This window comes from Porphyrobacter sp. ULC335, assembly GCF_025917005.1.
Lineage (GTDB): Bacteria > Pseudomonadota > Alphaproteobacteria > Sphingomonadales > Sphingomonadaceae > Erythrobacter.
The window spans coordinates 1,945,058-1,960,685 of sequence record NZ_CP078091.1; the positions used below are offsets into that span (position 1 = coordinate 1,945,058).

The 15,628-nt window shown below is 64.5% G+C and carries 13 protein-coding genes; 1 reads left to right on the plus strand and 12 read right to left on the minus strand.

From position 1 onward, the window contains the following. Positions 1–117: 117 nt before the first annotated feature. Positions 118–1,791: an energy-dependent translational throttle protein EttA gene (gene ettA / locus KVF90_RS09290; protein ID WP_264391310.1), complete on the minus strand. Its 1,674-nt coding sequence runs from the start codon at positions 1,789–1,791 to the stop codon at positions 118–120. A 120-nt stretch (positions 1,792–1,911) separates the two neighbouring features. Between ettA and KVF90_RS09295 the strand changes: the two genes are divergently transcribed. Next, the gene (locus tag KVF90_RS09295; protein WP_264391311.1) at positions 1,912–3,330 is read left to right on the plus strand and encodes a M20/M25/M40 family metallo-hydrolase; all 1,419 of its coding nucleotides are present in this window, start codon (positions 1,912–1,914) and stop codon (positions 3,328–3,330) included. Between the two features lie 9 nt (positions 3,331–3,339). Here the strand turns inward: KVF90_RS09295 and KVF90_RS09300 are convergent, their stop codons facing one another. The 11 genes from KVF90_RS09300 to KVF90_RS09350 form a co-directional block, all read right to left on the minus strand. Next, positions 3,340–3,642 carry a hypothetical protein gene (locus tag KVF90_RS09300; RefSeq protein ID WP_264391312.1) on the minus strand — a complete coding sequence of 101 codons (303 nt, stop codon included), beginning with the start codon at positions 3,640–3,642 and terminating at the stop codon, positions 3,340–3,342. 3 nt (positions 3,643–3,645) lie between these two features. Beyond that, a complete protein-coding gene (locus KVF90_RS09305) occupies positions 3,646–4,086 on the minus strand; it encodes a chemotaxis protein CheW (protein WP_264391313.1) in 441 nt (146 codons plus the stop codon). 22 nt (positions 4,087–4,108) lie between these two features. Then, positions 4,109–4,492: a response regulator gene (locus tag KVF90_RS09310; protein WP_264391314.1), complete on the minus strand. Its 384-nt coding sequence runs from the start codon at positions 4,490–4,492 to the stop codon at positions 4,109–4,111. 18 nt (positions 4,493–4,510) lie between these two features. Next, complete coding sequence (locus tag KVF90_RS09315; protein ID WP_413677027.1) at positions 4,511–5,071, minus strand: chemotaxis protein CheD; 561 nt, start codon at positions 5,069–5,071, stop codon at positions 4,511–4,513. 5 nt (positions 5,072–5,076) lie between these two features. Beyond that, positions 5,077–6,138, minus strand: a complete 1,062-nt coding sequence (cheB, locus tag KVF90_RS09320) for a chemotaxis-specific protein-glutamate methyltransferase CheB (RefSeq protein WP_264391316.1) — start codon at positions 6,136–6,138, stop codon at positions 5,077–5,079. Next, positions 6,135–7,028 (minus strand): CheR family methyltransferase, encoded by an 894-nt coding sequence (locus KVF90_RS09325; protein ID WP_264391317.1) that lies wholly within the window; start codon positions 7,026–7,028, stop codon positions 6,135–6,137. The genes cheB and KVF90_RS09325 overlap by 4 nt, the downstream gene beginning before the upstream one ends. Positions 7,029–7,030: 2 nt before the next feature. Then, the gene (locus KVF90_RS09330) at positions 7,031–9,157 is read right to left on the minus strand and encodes a chemotaxis protein CheA (RefSeq protein WP_264391318.1); all 2,127 of its coding nucleotides are present in this window, start codon (positions 9,155–9,157) and stop codon (positions 7,031–7,033) included. Then, entirely contained in the window at positions 9,154–9,411 is a 258-nt protein-coding gene (locus KVF90_RS09335) for an STAS domain-containing protein (RefSeq protein ID WP_264391319.1), read from the minus strand. The genes KVF90_RS09330 and KVF90_RS09335 overlap by 4 nt, the downstream gene beginning before the upstream one ends. Positions 9,412–9,460: 49 nt before the next feature. After that, a complete protein-coding gene (locus KVF90_RS09340) occupies positions 9,461–10,942 on the minus strand; it encodes a methyl-accepting chemotaxis protein (protein WP_264391320.1) in 1,482 nt (493 codons plus the stop codon). Between the two features lie 91 nt (positions 10,943–11,033). Beyond that, the gene (locus tag KVF90_RS09345; protein WP_264391321.1) at positions 11,034–12,812 is read right to left on the minus strand and encodes a methyl-accepting chemotaxis protein; all 1,779 of its coding nucleotides are present in this window, start codon (positions 12,810–12,812) and stop codon (positions 11,034–11,036) included. A 42-nt stretch (positions 12,813–12,854) separates the two neighbouring features. Continuing rightward, positions 12,855–15,356 carry a TonB-dependent receptor domain-containing protein gene (locus KVF90_RS09350; RefSeq protein ID WP_264391322.1) on the minus strand — a complete coding sequence of 834 codons (2,502 nt, stop codon included), beginning with the start codon at positions 15,354–15,356 and terminating at the stop codon, positions 12,855–12,857. Positions 15,357–15,628 lie beyond the last annotated feature (272 nt).

Below are 15,628 nucleotides of genomic sequence, written 5' to 3' on the forward strand. Positions count from 1 at the left end.
GACATTTCGCGTCGTTAAGTAGAGTGACCTACGGGTGATTAAAGCGTGGTTAAATTGCAAGATCGAACGGACGGCGGCGGTCCATGGCCAAGAAGGCCTTTCCCGCCGCCCGCCGGATCAGCGCGTCAGTTTCTTGTAGGCAAGCCGGGTCGGACGATCCGCCGCGTCACCCAACCGGCGGCGCTTGTCTTCCTCGTAAGCTTCGAAGTTGCCTTCGAACCATTCGACATGGCTGTTGCCTTCAAAGGCGAGGATGTGGGTGGCCAGACGGTCGAGGAAGAAGCGGTCGTGGCTGATGACCACGGCGCAGCCTGCGAAGTTTTCGATCGCGTCTTCCAGCGCGGCTAGCGTTTCGACGTCGAGATCGTTGGTCGGTTCGTCCAGCAGCAGCACGTTGCCGCCCGTCTTCAGCATCTTGGCCATGTGCACGCGGTTGCGTTCACCGCCTGAAAGCTTGCCGACGTTCTTCTGCTGGTCCGCGCCCTTGAAGTTGAACGCGCCCACGTATGCACGGGTCGAGGTTTCCTGCTTGTTGACCGTCATGTAATCCAGGCCGTCGCTGATTTCCTGCCACACGTTGTTGGCCGGATTCAGGTGATCGCGGCTCTGGTCGACGAAGCCGAGGTGCACGGTCGAGCCGATCTCGATCGTGCCGCTGTCGGGCTGTTCCTTGCCGGTCAGGATCTTGAACAAAGTCGATTTGCCCGCGCCGTTCGGCCCGATCACGCCGACGATCCCGCCCGGGGGCAGGATGAAGCTGAGGTTTTCAAAGAGCAGCTTGTCGCCGTAAGCCTTGGTGATGTTCTTGGCTTCGATCACCTTGCCACCGAGCCGTTCAGGCACCTGGATGACGATCTGCGCCTTGCCGAGCGAACGGCTATCCTGCGCGTTCTGCAACTCCTCGAACTTGCGGATACGCGCCTTGGACTTGGTCTGGCGGGCGGCGGGCGTCTGGCGGATCCACTCGAGTTCGCGTTGCAGCGCCTTCTGCTTGCCGCTTTCCTCGCGGCTTTCCTGCTCCATCCGCTTGGCCTTCTTTTCGAGGTAGGTCGAATAGTTGCCTTCGTAAGGATAGTAGGAACCGCGATCGAGTTCGAGGATCCATTCCACAACGTTATCAAGGAAGTAACGGTCGTGGGTGATCATCAGCACCGCGCCGGCATATTCCTTGAGGTGGTTTTCCAGCCATTGGACGCTCTCCGCGTCGAGGTGGTTGGTCGGTTCGTCCAGCAGCAGGATCGAAGGCTTCTGGATCAGCAGGCGGGTCAGCGCCACACGGCGCTTTTCGCCGCCCGACAGGCTGTCCACGGCCCAGTCACCCGGCGGGCAGCGCAGGGCTTCCATGGCCACTTCGAGCTGGTTGTCGAGCGTCCAGCCATCAACCGCGTCGATCTTGTCCTGAAGCTCGCCCATTTCCGCGCCGAGGACGTCGAAATCGGCGTCCGGCTCGCACATCAAGGCAGAGATTTCGTTGAACCGGTCGACCATGTCGGCAATCCCGCGCGCGCCGTCCTTGACGTTTTCGAGCACGGTCTTGCTGGGGTCGAGTTCCGGCTCCTGTTCAAGGTAGCCGACAGTGATGTTCTCGCCCGGCCAAGCCTCACCGGTGAAATCCTTGTCGATCCCGGCCATGATCTTGATCAGCGTCGATTTGCCCGCGCCGTTGGGACCGACGATGCCGATCTTGGCGCCTTGGTAGAATTGCAGCGAGATGTTGCTCAGCACCGGCTTCTGGGCACCGGGGAAGGTCTTGGTCATGTCCTTCATGACATAGGCATATTGCGCGGCCATCGGTTCAGTCCTTCGGGATCGAAAATTCAGGTGGGGAGGTTTGGCTGCGCAGATAGGGAAGGGGATGGCCAAGGGCAAGCGGCTAGACTTGGGACCGCCCGACCGATAGCACCTTGCGCCATGAACCGCACCATGACCGCGCTTGTCGCACTCGTTCTCGCCGTCCCCGCGCTCGCTACCACGCCCGCGCCGCCGCCTACGCTGGAGCAGGCGGCTGATCGTGCGCTGAGCACCGATATGCACGCATGGGATTTCGTCGAAGGAATCACCACAGAGGTCGGCCCGCGACAGGCCGGGACCGAGGCCGAGGCGCGCGGCCGCGCCTGGGCGGCGCAGTGGCTGAAGCAACGCGGCTTCCAGAACGTTGCCGTCGAACCGTTCATGATGGACACCTGGGTGCCCGGCGACATCGCCCGCGCCCGCGTCACCGCGCCCTTCGCACAGGATCTGGAGGTGCTCCCGCTCGGCAATTCCGGTGCGACGCCTGCGGGCGGGATCGAGGGCGAGGTGGTGTTCTTCCGCACGGTCGACGATCTGCGCGCCGCCCCCGCGGGGAGCCTGACGGGCAAGTTCGCCTATATCAGCCACCAGATGCGCCCGGCGCAGGACGGATCGCATTATGGCTTTGCCGGACCGGTGCGCTGGGTCGGCCCCGGCCTTGCGGCGAGCAAGGGCGCGGTGGGTGTCGTCATCAAATCGGTGGGCACCGATCACCACCGCAACCCCCACACGGGCGGCACCAGTTTCCCGGCTGGCATCGATCCGATCCCTGCGGGCGCGCTGAGCCTGCCTGATGCCGAGAACCTTGAACGGATGTTCGCGCGCGCGGCGGGGCGTCCGGTCACGCTGAAGCTCGAAATGAACCCGCGCCAGCTCGGCAAGACCGAAAGCGGCAATGTGGTGGGCGAGATCGTCGGGCGCAATCCGTCACTTCCGCCGGTGCTGCTGGCTTGCCACATCGACAGCTGGTGGAACTCGCCCGGTGCCTTCGACGACGGGGCTGGCTGCGCGATCGTGGCCGCTGCCGCCTTGAATGCGGCCAAGGCCGGTCAGCCTTTGCGCACCATTCGCGTGCTGATGGCTGGCGCCGAAGAGACCGGATTGTGGGGCAGCCAGGCCTATAGCGACGCGCATATCGACGAGGCCATTGCGGTCGGCATCGAGAGCGATTTCGGCGCGGACCGGGTGTGGCGTTTCGATTCCAACTTCCGCGAAAGCAATCCGGCCCTGCACAAGCGCATTGCAGCCGCCGTTGCACGCCTTGGCGTATCGAGCGGCACCGAAGTCGCCGGGGGCGGGGCCGATCTCAACATCGTGCGCGACCAGAAAGGCGCGCTGATCGATCTCCAGCAGGACGGGATGCGTTATTTCGATCTGCACCACACGCCGGATGACACGCTGGACAAGATCGATCTTGTCCAGCTGCGTCAGAACGTGGCGGTATGGACGCAGGTGGTCGGCATTCTTGCCAACGAGGCAAACTCGATCCTGACTGGCGGTCCAATCCCGTCGGCCCCGCCGATCATGCAGGGCAAGTAGCCCCGAAGATCAAACCTTGCTTGATGCTTCCAGCGCGAGGCGCAGTTCGCCAAGCCGTATGCCGGCGACTGCCGTGACAGGGTCTGGCGCGGCAAGAACGCTCGCCATCTCGCGCAGGCTTTGCGCCAGACGGTCGATTTGCTGCAATTGCACCAGATAGCGGCCGGCGACGTCGGCATCGCTGCACAGCGCGATGCCGAAAGTCTCGGCCCCCTCTGCCAGATCAGACAGCCGGTCTGCAATTCCGCTGAGCAGCGCCGGGGAATGCGGTGCGCCCGCCAGCGGCGGTGTATCGACAAGCGGGCCGTTCATCCGTCAGGCCGCCAGCTCGATCGGTTCGTCCGCCATCAGCCGTGCCAGATCGAGCACCATGACCATGTCGTCGCCCAGCGGGGCAATACCTTCGAGGAAGTGGGTGATCGTTTCATGCCCCATTGCGTCGGGCTGCTGGAGCGTGCCCGCCTCGATCGAGACAATGTCGGCAACATCATGGACAATCAGCCCGCGCATCTGGCCTTCGTGTTCGATCACGATGATCGGGTTGCGGGGGGTGGCATCGGTCGGCGTCCAGCCGAGCCGTGCGGCAAGGTCGATCACCGGCAGCACCGCGCCGCGCAGGTTGACGACGCCCGCGACATAGTCGGGCACGCGCGGCAGACGGGTGACGGGCGACCATGCGCGGATTTCGCGCACAGTCATGATGTCGATGCCGAAGCGCTGGCTGGCGATGCCGAAGGTGATGAGTTCGTGGCGCATGGGTGCGGTTCCTTGGGCGGGATCAGTGGATCACGCGGCGCAGCGCGGCGGTGAGCTTGTCAGCATCGAACGGCTTGACGATCCAGCCTGTCGCGCCTGCATTGCGGGCGCGCTGCTTTTTCTCGTCGGAGCTTTCGGTCGTCAGCACCAGGATCGGGCGTTCTGCATGCAGCGCGCTGGTGCGCAATTTCTCGATGAGCCCGAACCCGTCCAGGCGCGGCATGTTGATATCGGTGATGATCACATCGACCTCGTTCGACGCGAGCCACTCAAGCGCTTCCTGACCGTCCTCGCATTGCTCGACTGCGAAGCCGCGGGACGTCAGGGCGCCAAGCAGCAGCGCGCGCATGGATGCGCTGTCGTCGACCGTGAGAACACGGATGGTGGCCGGGTTGCTGAATTCCATGATGTGCTCCATTTGGTCCTAGAATAGCTCGACCGTCCCAAGTGCCGATTGCGGCCGCCCCAGTGGTTTCTGCGTAGGAGCGGTCTCTGCCGGCACGAGCCGCGCACGCACCTGCCCGCTGGCAGGACGGAACTGGATCCGGCGCGCCAGTGTGCCTTCGAGATCCTCGAACACCTTGGGAATGTTCTCGCGTTCGAGGAATTGGCGGGCGAAAGCGGCATTGGCCGTACCGATCGGGCTGAGATCGGGGTTGAGATTGGCGCCGCCGTAAAGCCGCGCGCGCATCCGGCTCTTGTGCGCGCCCATGCCCAGCATCTCGTTGATCAGCAGCTCCATGAGATAGAGCCCGTAATCGCTGTCGAAAGCCTGATTGTGGACATGGGCGGGCGGCTCGGCGAGCAGGAAGTGGTTCATGCCCCCGACCCGCGCGAGCGGATCGAACAGGCAGGTGGCAACGCAGCTGCCCAGGATGGTGCTCATCTCGACGCGGGGATCGGTGCTGGCTTTGGCCTCGCCCTGCACGATGGTGACGCGGATCGCCTCGGGCAGAGTGCCGAAGCCGGGGGGAGGCGGGCTCATGGCGGTCATGACAGACTGACCTTTGCGAGGGTGAAGATCGCCGGAGCGATCCGTTCGAGCGGGAGCACTTCGCGCGCGGCGCCCAGCTCGATGGCGGCGCGCGGCATGCCGAAGACGACGCAGCTCGCCTGATCCTGTGCGATGGTGCGCGCGCCGATGCTCGCGAGCTGGGCCATGCCCTGCGCACCGTCCTGGCCCATGCCGGTCAGCAGGATACCCAGTGCGCGCGCGCCTTGCGCTGCACCGATGGTGGTGGCGAGAGAGGCGAACAGCCGGTCGACGCTGGGGCGGTGGCCGGACACCGGATCGCCCTCGCGCAGGACACAGCGAAGCCCCAGCGCTCCGGCGTTGGCGACTTGCAGATGGCGGTCATTGCCCGGTGCAAGCAGCACCGTGCCCCGTTCCAGGGGCATGTCGCTTTCCGCCAGCATCACCCGCGGGCGCACCGCGCGGTTGAAGGACTGCGCGATCGCTCCGGCAAAGCAGCCGTTGATGTGCTGTACGATCAGCGTCGGCGGGCAATCCTCGGGAAAATCGGCAAGTACGGTGTGGAGTGCCTCCACCCCGCCGGTCGATGCACCGATGACGATGATCTCGGGTAGCAAGGCCGAAGCTGGGGCGGCTGCAGGCGCAGCGGCGCGCGGTGCGGGGCGGATGGGATGGGGGGCGAGGCGCACCTTCGCCGCCTCTCGCACCATGTCCACCAATGCGCCGTCGTCGCTCTCGCCGGGACGCACCCGCAGCTGCGATTTGGCGATGCAGCCGACCGCGCCGAGTTGCAGGCCCCGCGCGGTCGCGCTCGCCCCCGCCTCGGTCGCGCCGGAAACGAGGATCACCGGGGTGGGGCGCAAGGCCATGATCTTTTCGAGGAAAGACAGGCCGTCCATTCCCGGCATCTCGATATCAAGCGTGACCACATCGGGATCGAGCGACTTCATCAGCTGGCGCGCTTCTGCGGCATCGGCGGCAGTACCGGCAACGGTGATGTCGCTTTCGCGCTCAAGCCGGTGCTGGAGCAGCGCACGCATCAGCGGGCTATCATCGACAATCAGAACCCGGATGCTCATGCCACGCCTTTCCGCCGGTAAATTGTTGGCCCGACCGGATCGAGCAGCGCCGTGGCCGGGCCGCTGACACGTTCGGAGTGGCCGATGTAAAGATAGCCGCCGGGCACCAACTGGCGGGCGAAACGCTCGACCAGCCGCTCCTTGGTGGGCACGTCGAAATAGATCATCACATTGCGGCAGAAGATCACATCGAACGGGCGCTGCATCGGCCAGTCACCCATCAGGTTAAGCTCGCGGAAGCGCACCATCGCCTGCACGGCGGGATCGATGGCAAGACGTGGCTCGCTCTTGCCCTGTTCCGCCATGCACCAGATGCGGCGCAGATTGTCCGGCAGGGCTTCCAGCGCACTCGCCGGGTAACTCGCTACTCGTGCACCCGCCAGCGCGTTGACCGAAATGTCGCTGGCGAGCGCCAGTAGTTTGCTGCGCGCGATCTTGAGACCTGCCGAGCGATCGGGTCCGAGCAGCACCATCAACAGCGTCCAGATTTCCTCGCCTGTCGAACACCCCGCCGACCAGATCCGCACTTCCTCATTCGCCTGTGCGCGGCGCACCAGATCGGGGCGCAAAACGGTTTCGAAGTGATCGAAATGGTGCGGCTCGCGGTGGAAATAGGTGTGGTTGGTGGTCAGCGCGGCAACCACCTCTGTCATCGTCCGCGCGTCGCCCTGCAATGCGTCGAGAAACGCACCAAAGCTCGTCAGCCCGCTGCGCCGCACCAGCGGGGCCAGCCGCGAATAGGCGAGCATTTTCTTGCGCTCGGTCAGCACGATCCCTGTTTCGGCATGGATCAGATCGGCGATGCGGCGGAAGTCGGCCTCGCTGTAGATGGCGGGGCTGACGCCGGGAACCATGCTATCGGCGGCCGCGGTGGCAGATGAGACGTGCATGGTCAGGCAGCTGCGGCCAGCGCGGGACTACCGATGGACCGGGCAGCCTTGCTGGCGATGAAGTCGACATCGACGATCAGCGCGACCTTGCCGTTGCCGAGGATCGTCGCCCCCGCCACAGAATCGATCTGGCGGTAATGCGCGTCGAGCGCCTTGATCACGAATTGGCGTTGATCGGTGATCGTGTCGACCAACAAGGCGGCGCGGCCGTGACCTTCGGTCTCGACCAGCACCAGCACACCTTCGCACGGATTGCTGACCGCCTTGTTTGCGCCGGTCAGCAATCCGAGCGGCACGATCGGCACAAAGCTTCCCCGCGCGTTCAGCATTTGCGCGGAGGTCCCCATTCCCTTGACGTCGGCAGGGGTGGGGCGGAGGCTTTCGATCACGTGGGTGAGCGGGATCACCAGCGATTGGTCGCCGACCTGCACAATCATGCCGTCCGAAATCGCCAGAGTCAGCGGCAGGGCGAGAGAGAAAGTGGTGCCCTTTCCGGGCGTGCTTTCGATGGTGATGCGCCCGCCCAGCTCCTTCACGTTTTGCTTGACCACATCCATGCCCACGCCGCGGCCCGAGATGTTCGAGACCTGCGCGGCGGTGGAGAAGCCGGGGGCGAAGATCAGCTGGTTGATTTCATCGTCCGACAGCAGCGCCTCTGGCGCAACGAGGTCATTGGCGATCGCCTTGGCCAGCACGCGGTCACGGTCGATCCCGCGCCCGTCGTCGCTGATGCGAATGATGATGCGCCCGGCCTTTTGTTCGGCGGAAAGAGTAAGCGTGCCTTCCGGGTCCTTGCCCGCCGCGCGGCGTTCTTCCGGCGGTTCGATCCCGTGGTCGACCGCATTGCGGATGAGGTGCGTCATCGGTTCGCTCAGCCGCTCGATCACGGTCTTGTCGAGCTCGGTGGTCTCGCCCGCGACCTCCAGCTTCACGTGCTTGCCGGTGCTGCTGCCGAGCTCTCGCAGCAGGCGCGGCACGCGCCCGAACACCGAGCTGATCGGCTGCGCGCGGAACGCCATGGCGTGTTCCTGGATGTCGCGCACCAGCGTCTCGATCAGCGCCAGTTCCTCGATATGGGCGAGGTTCTCGTTGGTGAGGCGCTGGGCGAGCATGGCCTGCGCGATCACCAGCTCGCCCACGCCGTCGATCAGCATGTCGAGCTTCTTGAGGTCGATCCGGACGGACTGGTTCGCGGCGGGCGGCGCTGCTGCGGGGTTGGGCGGGGCAGCGGGTCCGCTGGTGCCGGGATCGGACTTGGCAGGGGCTTGCGGCGGCTCACCTCCGATGTGATGTGCCACGGCCGCAGCCGAGGCGACCTGCACGGCAACACGCGGCGGCGGCATCGCGCTGTCAGCACCATAGGAAAGCGCGACCTCGTCGCCCACGAAGTCGAAGATTTCCGCCACCGCCTCGCGGGTGACATTGCCGGGCATCCTGAACGTCCAGCCGAGATAGCCTTCCCCGACAGCCAGGCGTTCAAAAGTCGGGACTGCAGAGAAATCGCAAGCCTCGCAAGTACCGCCGAGATCGGTAAGTTCGCGCAGCCACAGCAGTGGCTCGCTGCCCTTGGTCATCGCCCCGGCGTGGGGGCGGATATGGACGAGCCAGGTCTCGGGCACGGCAGGCGCAGGGGCAGGCGCGGCGAGCTCATCAAGCAGCGCGTCGAGATCATCGAAAGCAGGCGCAGGCGTGGGAACGGGCGCAGGCGCCGGCGTAGGCGTGGGGGCCGGGGCAGGGCTGGCCAAGCCGGCACCGCCTGCCTGTGCGGCCTCAAGCCGTTCGAGCAGGTCGGCATCCTCAGGCGGAGCGGTCCCGCCGCGCGCCGCTTCGACATGATCGCGCAGGCAATCCAGCGCCTGCAGCAGCAGATCGACCAGCACGGGTTCCACCGGCACCTTGCCCTCGCGGACGTCGGCAAGCAGGGTTTCGAAGCCGTGGGTGAAGGCTTGCAGCGGCAAGTGGCCGAAAGCCCCTGCGCCGCCCTTGATCGAGTGCACCCCGCGAAAGATCGCATTGATCGTCTCGCTGTCATGGGTGCCTTCGCGGCAGGCGGCAAGGCCCGCCTCGGTGGCTTCGAGCGCTTCTTCGCATTCGACGAAGAAGATCTGCTGGATGTCGTCTTCGGTCATGCCGCCACTCCTTCCAGCACCACATGTTCAAGCCGGGTGAGATGCAGCGCCGCGGTAAAGGCAGCGCTAGGCTCGCGGATCGCGATCCCGCCTTCGCTGCGCGCGGCCGATACCAGCAATTGCAGCATCGCCTGACCGATCCGCTCGACGCGGGCAGCATCAACGACAAGCGGCGCCGGCCCGAGCGATTCCGCGAATTCAGGATAAAGCGCCGCGGCGGCGCCCCGGTCGCAGACGGGGGGAAGGGTGATCATCGGGGCGGACCTTTTGCAGGCAGAAAGCAGGCGGGCGGCGTTGGCGGTATCAGAACTCGCTCCAGTCGTCCTCGTCGAAGGCGGTTGTGAGGGCTGGTGCGGGTTTGCGGGCGAGGTTGCCGGTGACTGGCGGCGGTGCGGGCTGTGCGGGCTGTGCGGGCTTGCGGGGTGCGGGGGCCATGCGCGCGGCTGGAGCCGGAGCCGGTGTGCGGGCGGGGATGGGGGCGACGAAGCTTGCAGGTGCTGCCTGTCCTGCGCCGCTCACCCGGAACTGGGCGACCAGCTCGCTGAGGCGCTGGGCTTCGGAGGACAGGCTGCGGGTGGCGGCGGTCGATTGTTCGACCATCGCTGCGTTTTGCTGGGTCATGCGGTCGATGGTGCCGACCGCAACGTTCACCTGCTCGAGGTTGCTGGCCTGCGCGGTGGTGGTCTCGGCGATCGCGCCGACCTGCTCGGTGACCGATCCGACCTGCGCGACGATCTCGGCGAGCAGCGTGCCGGTCTCGCCGACCAGGCTCACTCCGTCGCCGACATGGGCGGTGGACTTGTCGATCAGGGCCTTGATGTCGCGCGCGGCCTCGGCAGAGCGCTGGGCGAGGGCGCGGACCTCGTTGGCGACCACGGCAAAGCCCTTGCCCGCCTCGCCGGCGCGCGCGGCTTCGACGCCGGCGTTGAGCGCGAGCAGGTTGGTCTGGAAGGCGATGCCGTCGATTACGTCGATGATCTGGGTGATCTCGCGCGCGGAGTGCTCGATCGCGCCCATTGCGGCGACGGCCTTGCCGACCACGGCCCCGCCCTCGGTGGCGCGGGTGTGGGTCTTGGCGATGGCGGTCTTGGCGGCGATGGCGTTGTCGGCGGACTGGCGGGTGAGGCTGACGGTGGTGCCGACCGACGCGGCGGTCTCTTCGAGGCTGGCGGCCTGTTGTTCGTTGCGCAGGGCGAGGTCTTCGGACGCGGCGCGGATTTCGTCGGAACTGGTGCGCACGCCGCTGGCGGTGGAGCGCACCGCACCGATCATCGCCTCAAGCTTGCCGACTGAGGCGTTGAAGGCATCCTGCAACCGCTGATGCTCGCCCGGCGGCATGCCGATGATCCGGTGAGTCAGATCACCCTCGGCAAGGCGGTCCAACGCACCGGAGAGAGTCTCGACGAGTTGTTCGGCCTGTCCAGTTGCTGTCTGGCTCTGCTCGGCAGTCTCGCGGAAAACGCTCATCGCCACGCTCATTCTACCGACGCAGTCCGTATGGTCGGCATGGGGAAATGGCGTGATCAAATCGCCTGCAGCCAGCGCTTCCATGCGCACGACCGTGTCCACATAGGGGGCACAAATCAGCTCCTTGGCAACGACCATCATCACAAACGCACCGAGCGATGTGGCAAGCGTCAGGAGGACAGCGCCCAGATGACCGGTTGCACCTTGCATGACCAGCACAGCGGTCAGCAGGTTCACCATTCCCAGCGCCCCGGTCGCCGCGATCAGCAGTGTGAACTTGCGACGGATCGGTGCATGCTTCTTGAACCAGCTAATCATGAGTCTGCCCTTCGGGATTTTTCAGAAGTCGCTTTATGTCGTCGGGTTAAAGAGGTCTTGTCGCGGGAATTAGGAGCAATCCCCTAGCGGCTCATGCGGCAAGGATGCTGCGTCCGTGCCGATCTCCGGGCATGATGACCGCGCGAAGATGATCGTCTTCGCCAATCGATCCATCTCCGATCCGGAACCCCGCAAAGGTCGCTGCCAACTGCCTCGCCTCGTGGTTAAGGTTCTTGGTTGCGGCGTTGGTTTCTTCGACCATCGCGGCGTTCTGCTGGGTCATCTTGTCCATCGCGCCGATGGTTTCGTTGACCTTGCGCAGCGCGACGCTCTGTTCGCTGACCGCTTCGGCGATCGTGGTAACCGCCTCGGTTACCTCACCGACCCGGGCGATGATGGTTTGCAGCGCCGAGCCGGTTTCATTGACCAGCGAGACGCCGGTCTGGACATGTCCGTTCACAGCATCGACGCGCTTCTTGATCTCGCTCGCGGCTTCGGTCGCGCGCATCGACAGGGCACGCACTTCGGAGGCGACCACCGAGAAGCCTTTACCAGCCTCGCCAGCGCGCGCCGCTTCGACCCCTGCGTTCAGCGCGAGCAAGTTGGTCTGGAAGGCGATGGTGTCGATCATCGCGGTAATTTCAGAAATCTCGACGGACGCAGTTTCTATCTGGCCCATCGCCTGGATGGCGCGGCCCACCACTTCGCCGCCGTTTGTCGCCTCATCTCGCGCATCCTGCATCGATCCGCTGACACCCACCGCGAGACCCGCGTTCGCTTCGATATTCGCGGTGAGGCTCGCCATCGTGCTCGATGAAAGTTGCAGGCGTGCGGCCTGATCCTCGCTGCGGCTGGCCAGATCGGTCATCGCGTGTTCGATCTCGCCCGAGGTCAGGTTGATCGAGCCGATGCTTTCATTGACCGCGCCCATCGCCTGACACAATCGCTCCATCGCGCCGTTGAAGTCGCTGGCGAGTGACTGGAACGCGGGCGGCATATCGGTCAGACGCACGGTCAGGTCGGAATGGGCGACCGCCGAAAGGTGCTGGCCGATCCGCGCCACTGCGTCCTCACGCTCGGCAACCGCGCGCTGGCGCTCGATGGCGGCGTCGCGGAACACCAGCATCGCCTGCGCCATTGCGCCCAGTTCGTCGGCGCGCTCGGTGCCGGGAATGGCGATGTCGTTCGCGCCCTGCGACAGATCCGTCACAGCCTTCGTGAGCGCGACGATGGGCTGCGCGATGGACCGGGTCAGCCCGCGCGCCAGCACGAGCGCCAGTCCGATGAGGATGGCAGAACCAAGGCCAAGGGCAATCCACGCCAGCATGATGACACTGGCCTGCCGTTCACTTTCCGCTGCGATGGCGGCGTGCTGGGCATCGCGGATTTCGCGCAAGGGGTTGACGGCATCGCTGACCAGCACCCGCTTGCCCGCCATGCGGATCGCCGCCTGCGCCGCATCGCGCTGCCCCGATTTGACCACGGCGACATATTTGTCGCCCCAGTCACGCCGCCACTTGAGCGTTTCCGCACGCGACACCCGCACCAGTTCCTGCAATGCCGGAACAGTCAGGATTTCCTCAAGTTCGCGCGAGGCTTTGTCGTAATCGTCGCGGCCTTCGTAATAGGATTTGAGATAGCTTTGATCTGCCGTCACCAGAAAGCCGCGAAGCTGGCTGTTCTGGCGCAGCAATGCGGTTTCCAGCGCTAGCACATCGGCGAGGATTTCCTGGCTCTGCGTGTTACGCGCCGTGACCGAGGAGATCATCGCCAGGCTGACCCCGCAGGCAATCATCACGGCCGCAGCCACCACGTTGAGAACCACGAAGGCAAAGCCGAGGCGGCGCGGAATATTCATGCGGTCAAGCACGGATCAGGATTCCTCTCGTCGAGAATTGCGGTGGCGAAGCGATCAGAATGCGTAGCGCAGCGAAGCCGTGACGGTGCGGCCGTTCATCACCTGGGCATTGGTGATCCCGGAGGCGGGAATGGCCGGCGCCTGGATGGCCACGAAGGCCAGTTCGTCAAAGACGTTAAACGCGTTGAGCGCGACGGTCAGGCCATCGGTCGGGCGGTACTGCACGAAGGGGCTGACCAGAACATAGCCGGGCTGCACAAGCTGATTGACGTCCTGGGCAAAGCTTTCCGTCGTGCCATTGATAACAGCGCCGACAGTCACCTTGTCCAAAGCCACTTCAGGGCGTGCAAAGAAGGCAAAATCGGGGATATGGCGGGGGGTTAGCCCGTCGAAAGCGGGGTCGATCGCATCCTTGTCGATGCTCGCATCGGTGTAAGTCGCGCCGACCACTATTGCGAACGGGCCCTTGCGCCATTCGCCTTCGAATTCCACGCCCTTGGCGCTGTAGGTGCGGTTGACCGGGGCGACAAAGGCCTGACCGCTGGCATTGGCTGTAATCTGGAAATTGCGCTCGTCGGTCGAGGCCCAGAAACCGGTGAGGAAGGCGGACAGGCCATCCTTGCGGAACTTCACGCCGACTTCGGCCTGCTTGACGATCGAAACCGTAACACCGGGATCGCGCGGCATTCCGGTAAGCGGGTTGAGTGTCTCGGTACCGATCGCATTCTCCGCGCTCGCGCGCCCGCCGCGGCTGTAGCGGGCAAAGGCCGAAAGGCTGTCGGCAAAGCGGTAGTTCAGCCCGGCCGAGTAGGAGAGATAGTCGTAATCGTAATCAACAGGTGCGGGGCGGGTCAGCGGCAGCACGGCGACGCGGCTTTCCGCGACCGAGACCTGCCCGTCTCCATTGACGTCGAAAGGCACCGTGCCAACGCGACCATCGCCGAAATTGGCCGAGAACACCTGCCCGTTCACATTGCCTCTGTCCCAGCGGATCGAGGCACCGATCGCAAGCTTGCCGATCTGGTAATTGACCGAGCCATAGGGCGCGAGAATGTCGTAATCGACGTCGTAGCGGTTGTGGTAGATGCCGAAGGGCAGGCCCACCGCGAAGCCATAGGCAAGCGTGCCGCTATCCGTCACCGGAACGCCGGTCGCAGTGGTGATGTTGACCGGCGCGTTGCGCCCGCCGCCGGCAAGGTCCTGCAAAGTGCTGGTGAAGTTCCAGAACATCCGCACGTCCTGCCGCGAGTTGTAAACGCCCGCCGTGGTGGTCAGCTTGCCTTCGCCCACATCCCAGACACGGCTGGCGCGCAGGTCATTGGTGACGTTGTCGAGGCTTTCGAGATCGGCATAAATCCGCGCCGACAGCGCAAGCAGCCTTGCATCGGTGATGGCCTGACCGTTGAGCGGTCCCGCGGCGTAGCTGAGCCGTGCACCCGGCCCGCCAAAGGCCGAGAAGAACGGCGCAGGGGCGGTCAGGAACGGTGTGTTGTCGTTATATGCGCCGCTGATGTCGGAGAAGCGGAAGCGGTTGGTCACCGTCCATCCGGCCACATCAAACTGGGCTTCCAGCCCGATCGACTTGACCTGCGCGGCCAGCCCGTCGCGGGTGTCGAGCACGGTGCGGTTATTGTTGCGGTCAACCTCGGCATAGCTGGAGGTCAACGGCGAAGCGTAGCCCTGCTCGCGAATGTCGTAGCCGGGGAGGAAGCCGAATTCAGGATTGGCATTGGTGCCGCTGACAGTGATCGGCTGGTTACCGTAATTGGGCTGCTGATCGTCCAGATACTTGCCGTAGAACCGGATGTAGCCGCCTTCGAATTCCTTGGTGATATTGGCCTTGATTTGGCCGCCCTTGAAGCCGTTGTAGCCGATGTCGCGGGGCCCCTCGCCGGTGCGGTAAAAGCCGCCAACATGGAAGCGCCAGCCATCGCCAAGCGGGCTGCCATAGGCAAAGTCGATGCGCTTCAGGTCGAAGCCGACGCCGGTCGATACCTGCATCATGCCGCCCTCGGTCTCGCCGGTGCGGGAGATGAAGTTGATGAGCCCGCCGGGCGAGTTGGAAGCGAACGTCGAGGCCGAACCGCCGCGGATCGCCTGCACCTGCGAAAGGGTAAGGTCAGCGCGCAGGAACTGGTCGATCCCGGCAAACTGGATGTCGCCGAACTCGAGCACCGGCAGGCCATCTTCCTGAAGCTGCAGGAATTTCGATCCCTCTGCCGCCAGCGGCAACCCGCGGATGGTGATTGCCGAGAAGCCGTCGATGTCGGAGGTTTCCGAGCGGACACCGGGGATGTTCTGCATGATCCCGGCAATCGAGCTGACCGACAGCTGGGCAAGGTCCTCATCGTCAAGCACACTTGCTGAAATCGCGGAATCCAGCAGGTCGCGGCCCTTGGCGACGCCGGTCGTGAAGGTCTTTGCAGCCGGAGCAGGCGCGGGCGCTTGGGCCTCACCCCCCTGATCGGATTTGGCAGCGGCATCGTCCCCTGCATAGGCGGGCACGGCGGCGGTGGAAGCAAGCAGGGCGACAGTAAAAACGGTGCGAGCGCGCATGCGTCTAAAACTCCGGTTTCATGGGAAAAGTGATGAGCGTGGCAATAGGGCCGGACGCTTTAACCATGCCGTTTTGGCCGGATCGGTAATGCTACGTGGCAGAAGGTTGCCGCCTGTTCTGCGCGATTTCCCTTAGTTCTCCGTGTGATAACGTTGTCGCTCACCCGCTAACCTGCACCCTCTTTTGAGTGACCTAAGGCGGCGTGTTTGACCCTTCTTTTTCATCCCGATGATCTTGCTGTTTCCCCGCATGAGCCCGCGCGTACGCAACA

Coding starts and splice junctions, on each gene's coding strand:
- KVF90_RS09340 (WP_264391320.1), bottom strand. CDS start 10,942: ATGATTAGCTGGTTCAAGAAGCATGCACCGATCCGTCGCAAGTTCACA.
- KVF90_RS09295 (WP_264391311.1), top strand. CDS start 1,912: ATGAACCGCACCATGACCGCGCTTGTCGCACTCGTTCTCGCCGTCCCC.
- KVF90_RS09300 (WP_264391312.1), bottom strand. CDS start 3,642: ATGAACGGCCCGCTTGTCGATACACCGCCGCTGGCGGGCGCACCGCAT.
- KVF90_RS09325 (WP_264391317.1), bottom strand. CDS start 7,028: ATGCACGTCTCATCTGCCACCGCGGCCGCCGATAGCATGGTTCCCGGC.
- cheB (WP_264391316.1), bottom strand. CDS start 6,138: ATGAGCATCCGGGTTCTGATTGTCGATGATAGCCCGCTGATGCGTGCG.
- KVF90_RS09350 (WP_264391322.1), bottom strand. CDS start 15,356: ATGCGCGCTCGCACCGTTTTTACTGTCGCCCTGCTTGCTTCCACCGCC.
- ettA (WP_264391310.1), bottom strand. CDS start 1,791: ATGGCCGCGCAATATGCCTATGTCATGAAGGACATGACCAAGACCTTC.
- KVF90_RS09330 (WP_264391318.1), bottom strand. CDS start 9,157: ATGACCGAAGACGACATCCAGCAGATCTTCTTCGTCGAATGCGAAGAA.
- KVF90_RS09310 (WP_264391314.1), bottom strand. CDS start 4,492: ATGGAATTCAGCAACCCGGCCACCATCCGTGTTCTCACGGTCGACGAC.
- KVF90_RS09335 (WP_264391319.1), bottom strand. CDS start 9,411: ATGATCACCCTTCCCCCCGTCTGCGACCGGGGCGCCGCCGCGGCGCTT.
- KVF90_RS09315 (WP_413677027.1), bottom strand. CDS start 5,071: ATGAGCCCGCCTCCCCCCGGCTTCGGCACTCTGCCCGAGGCGATCCGC.
- KVF90_RS09305 (WP_264391313.1), bottom strand. CDS start 4,086: ATGCGCCACGAACTCATCACCTTCGGCATCGCCAGCCAGCGCTTCGGC.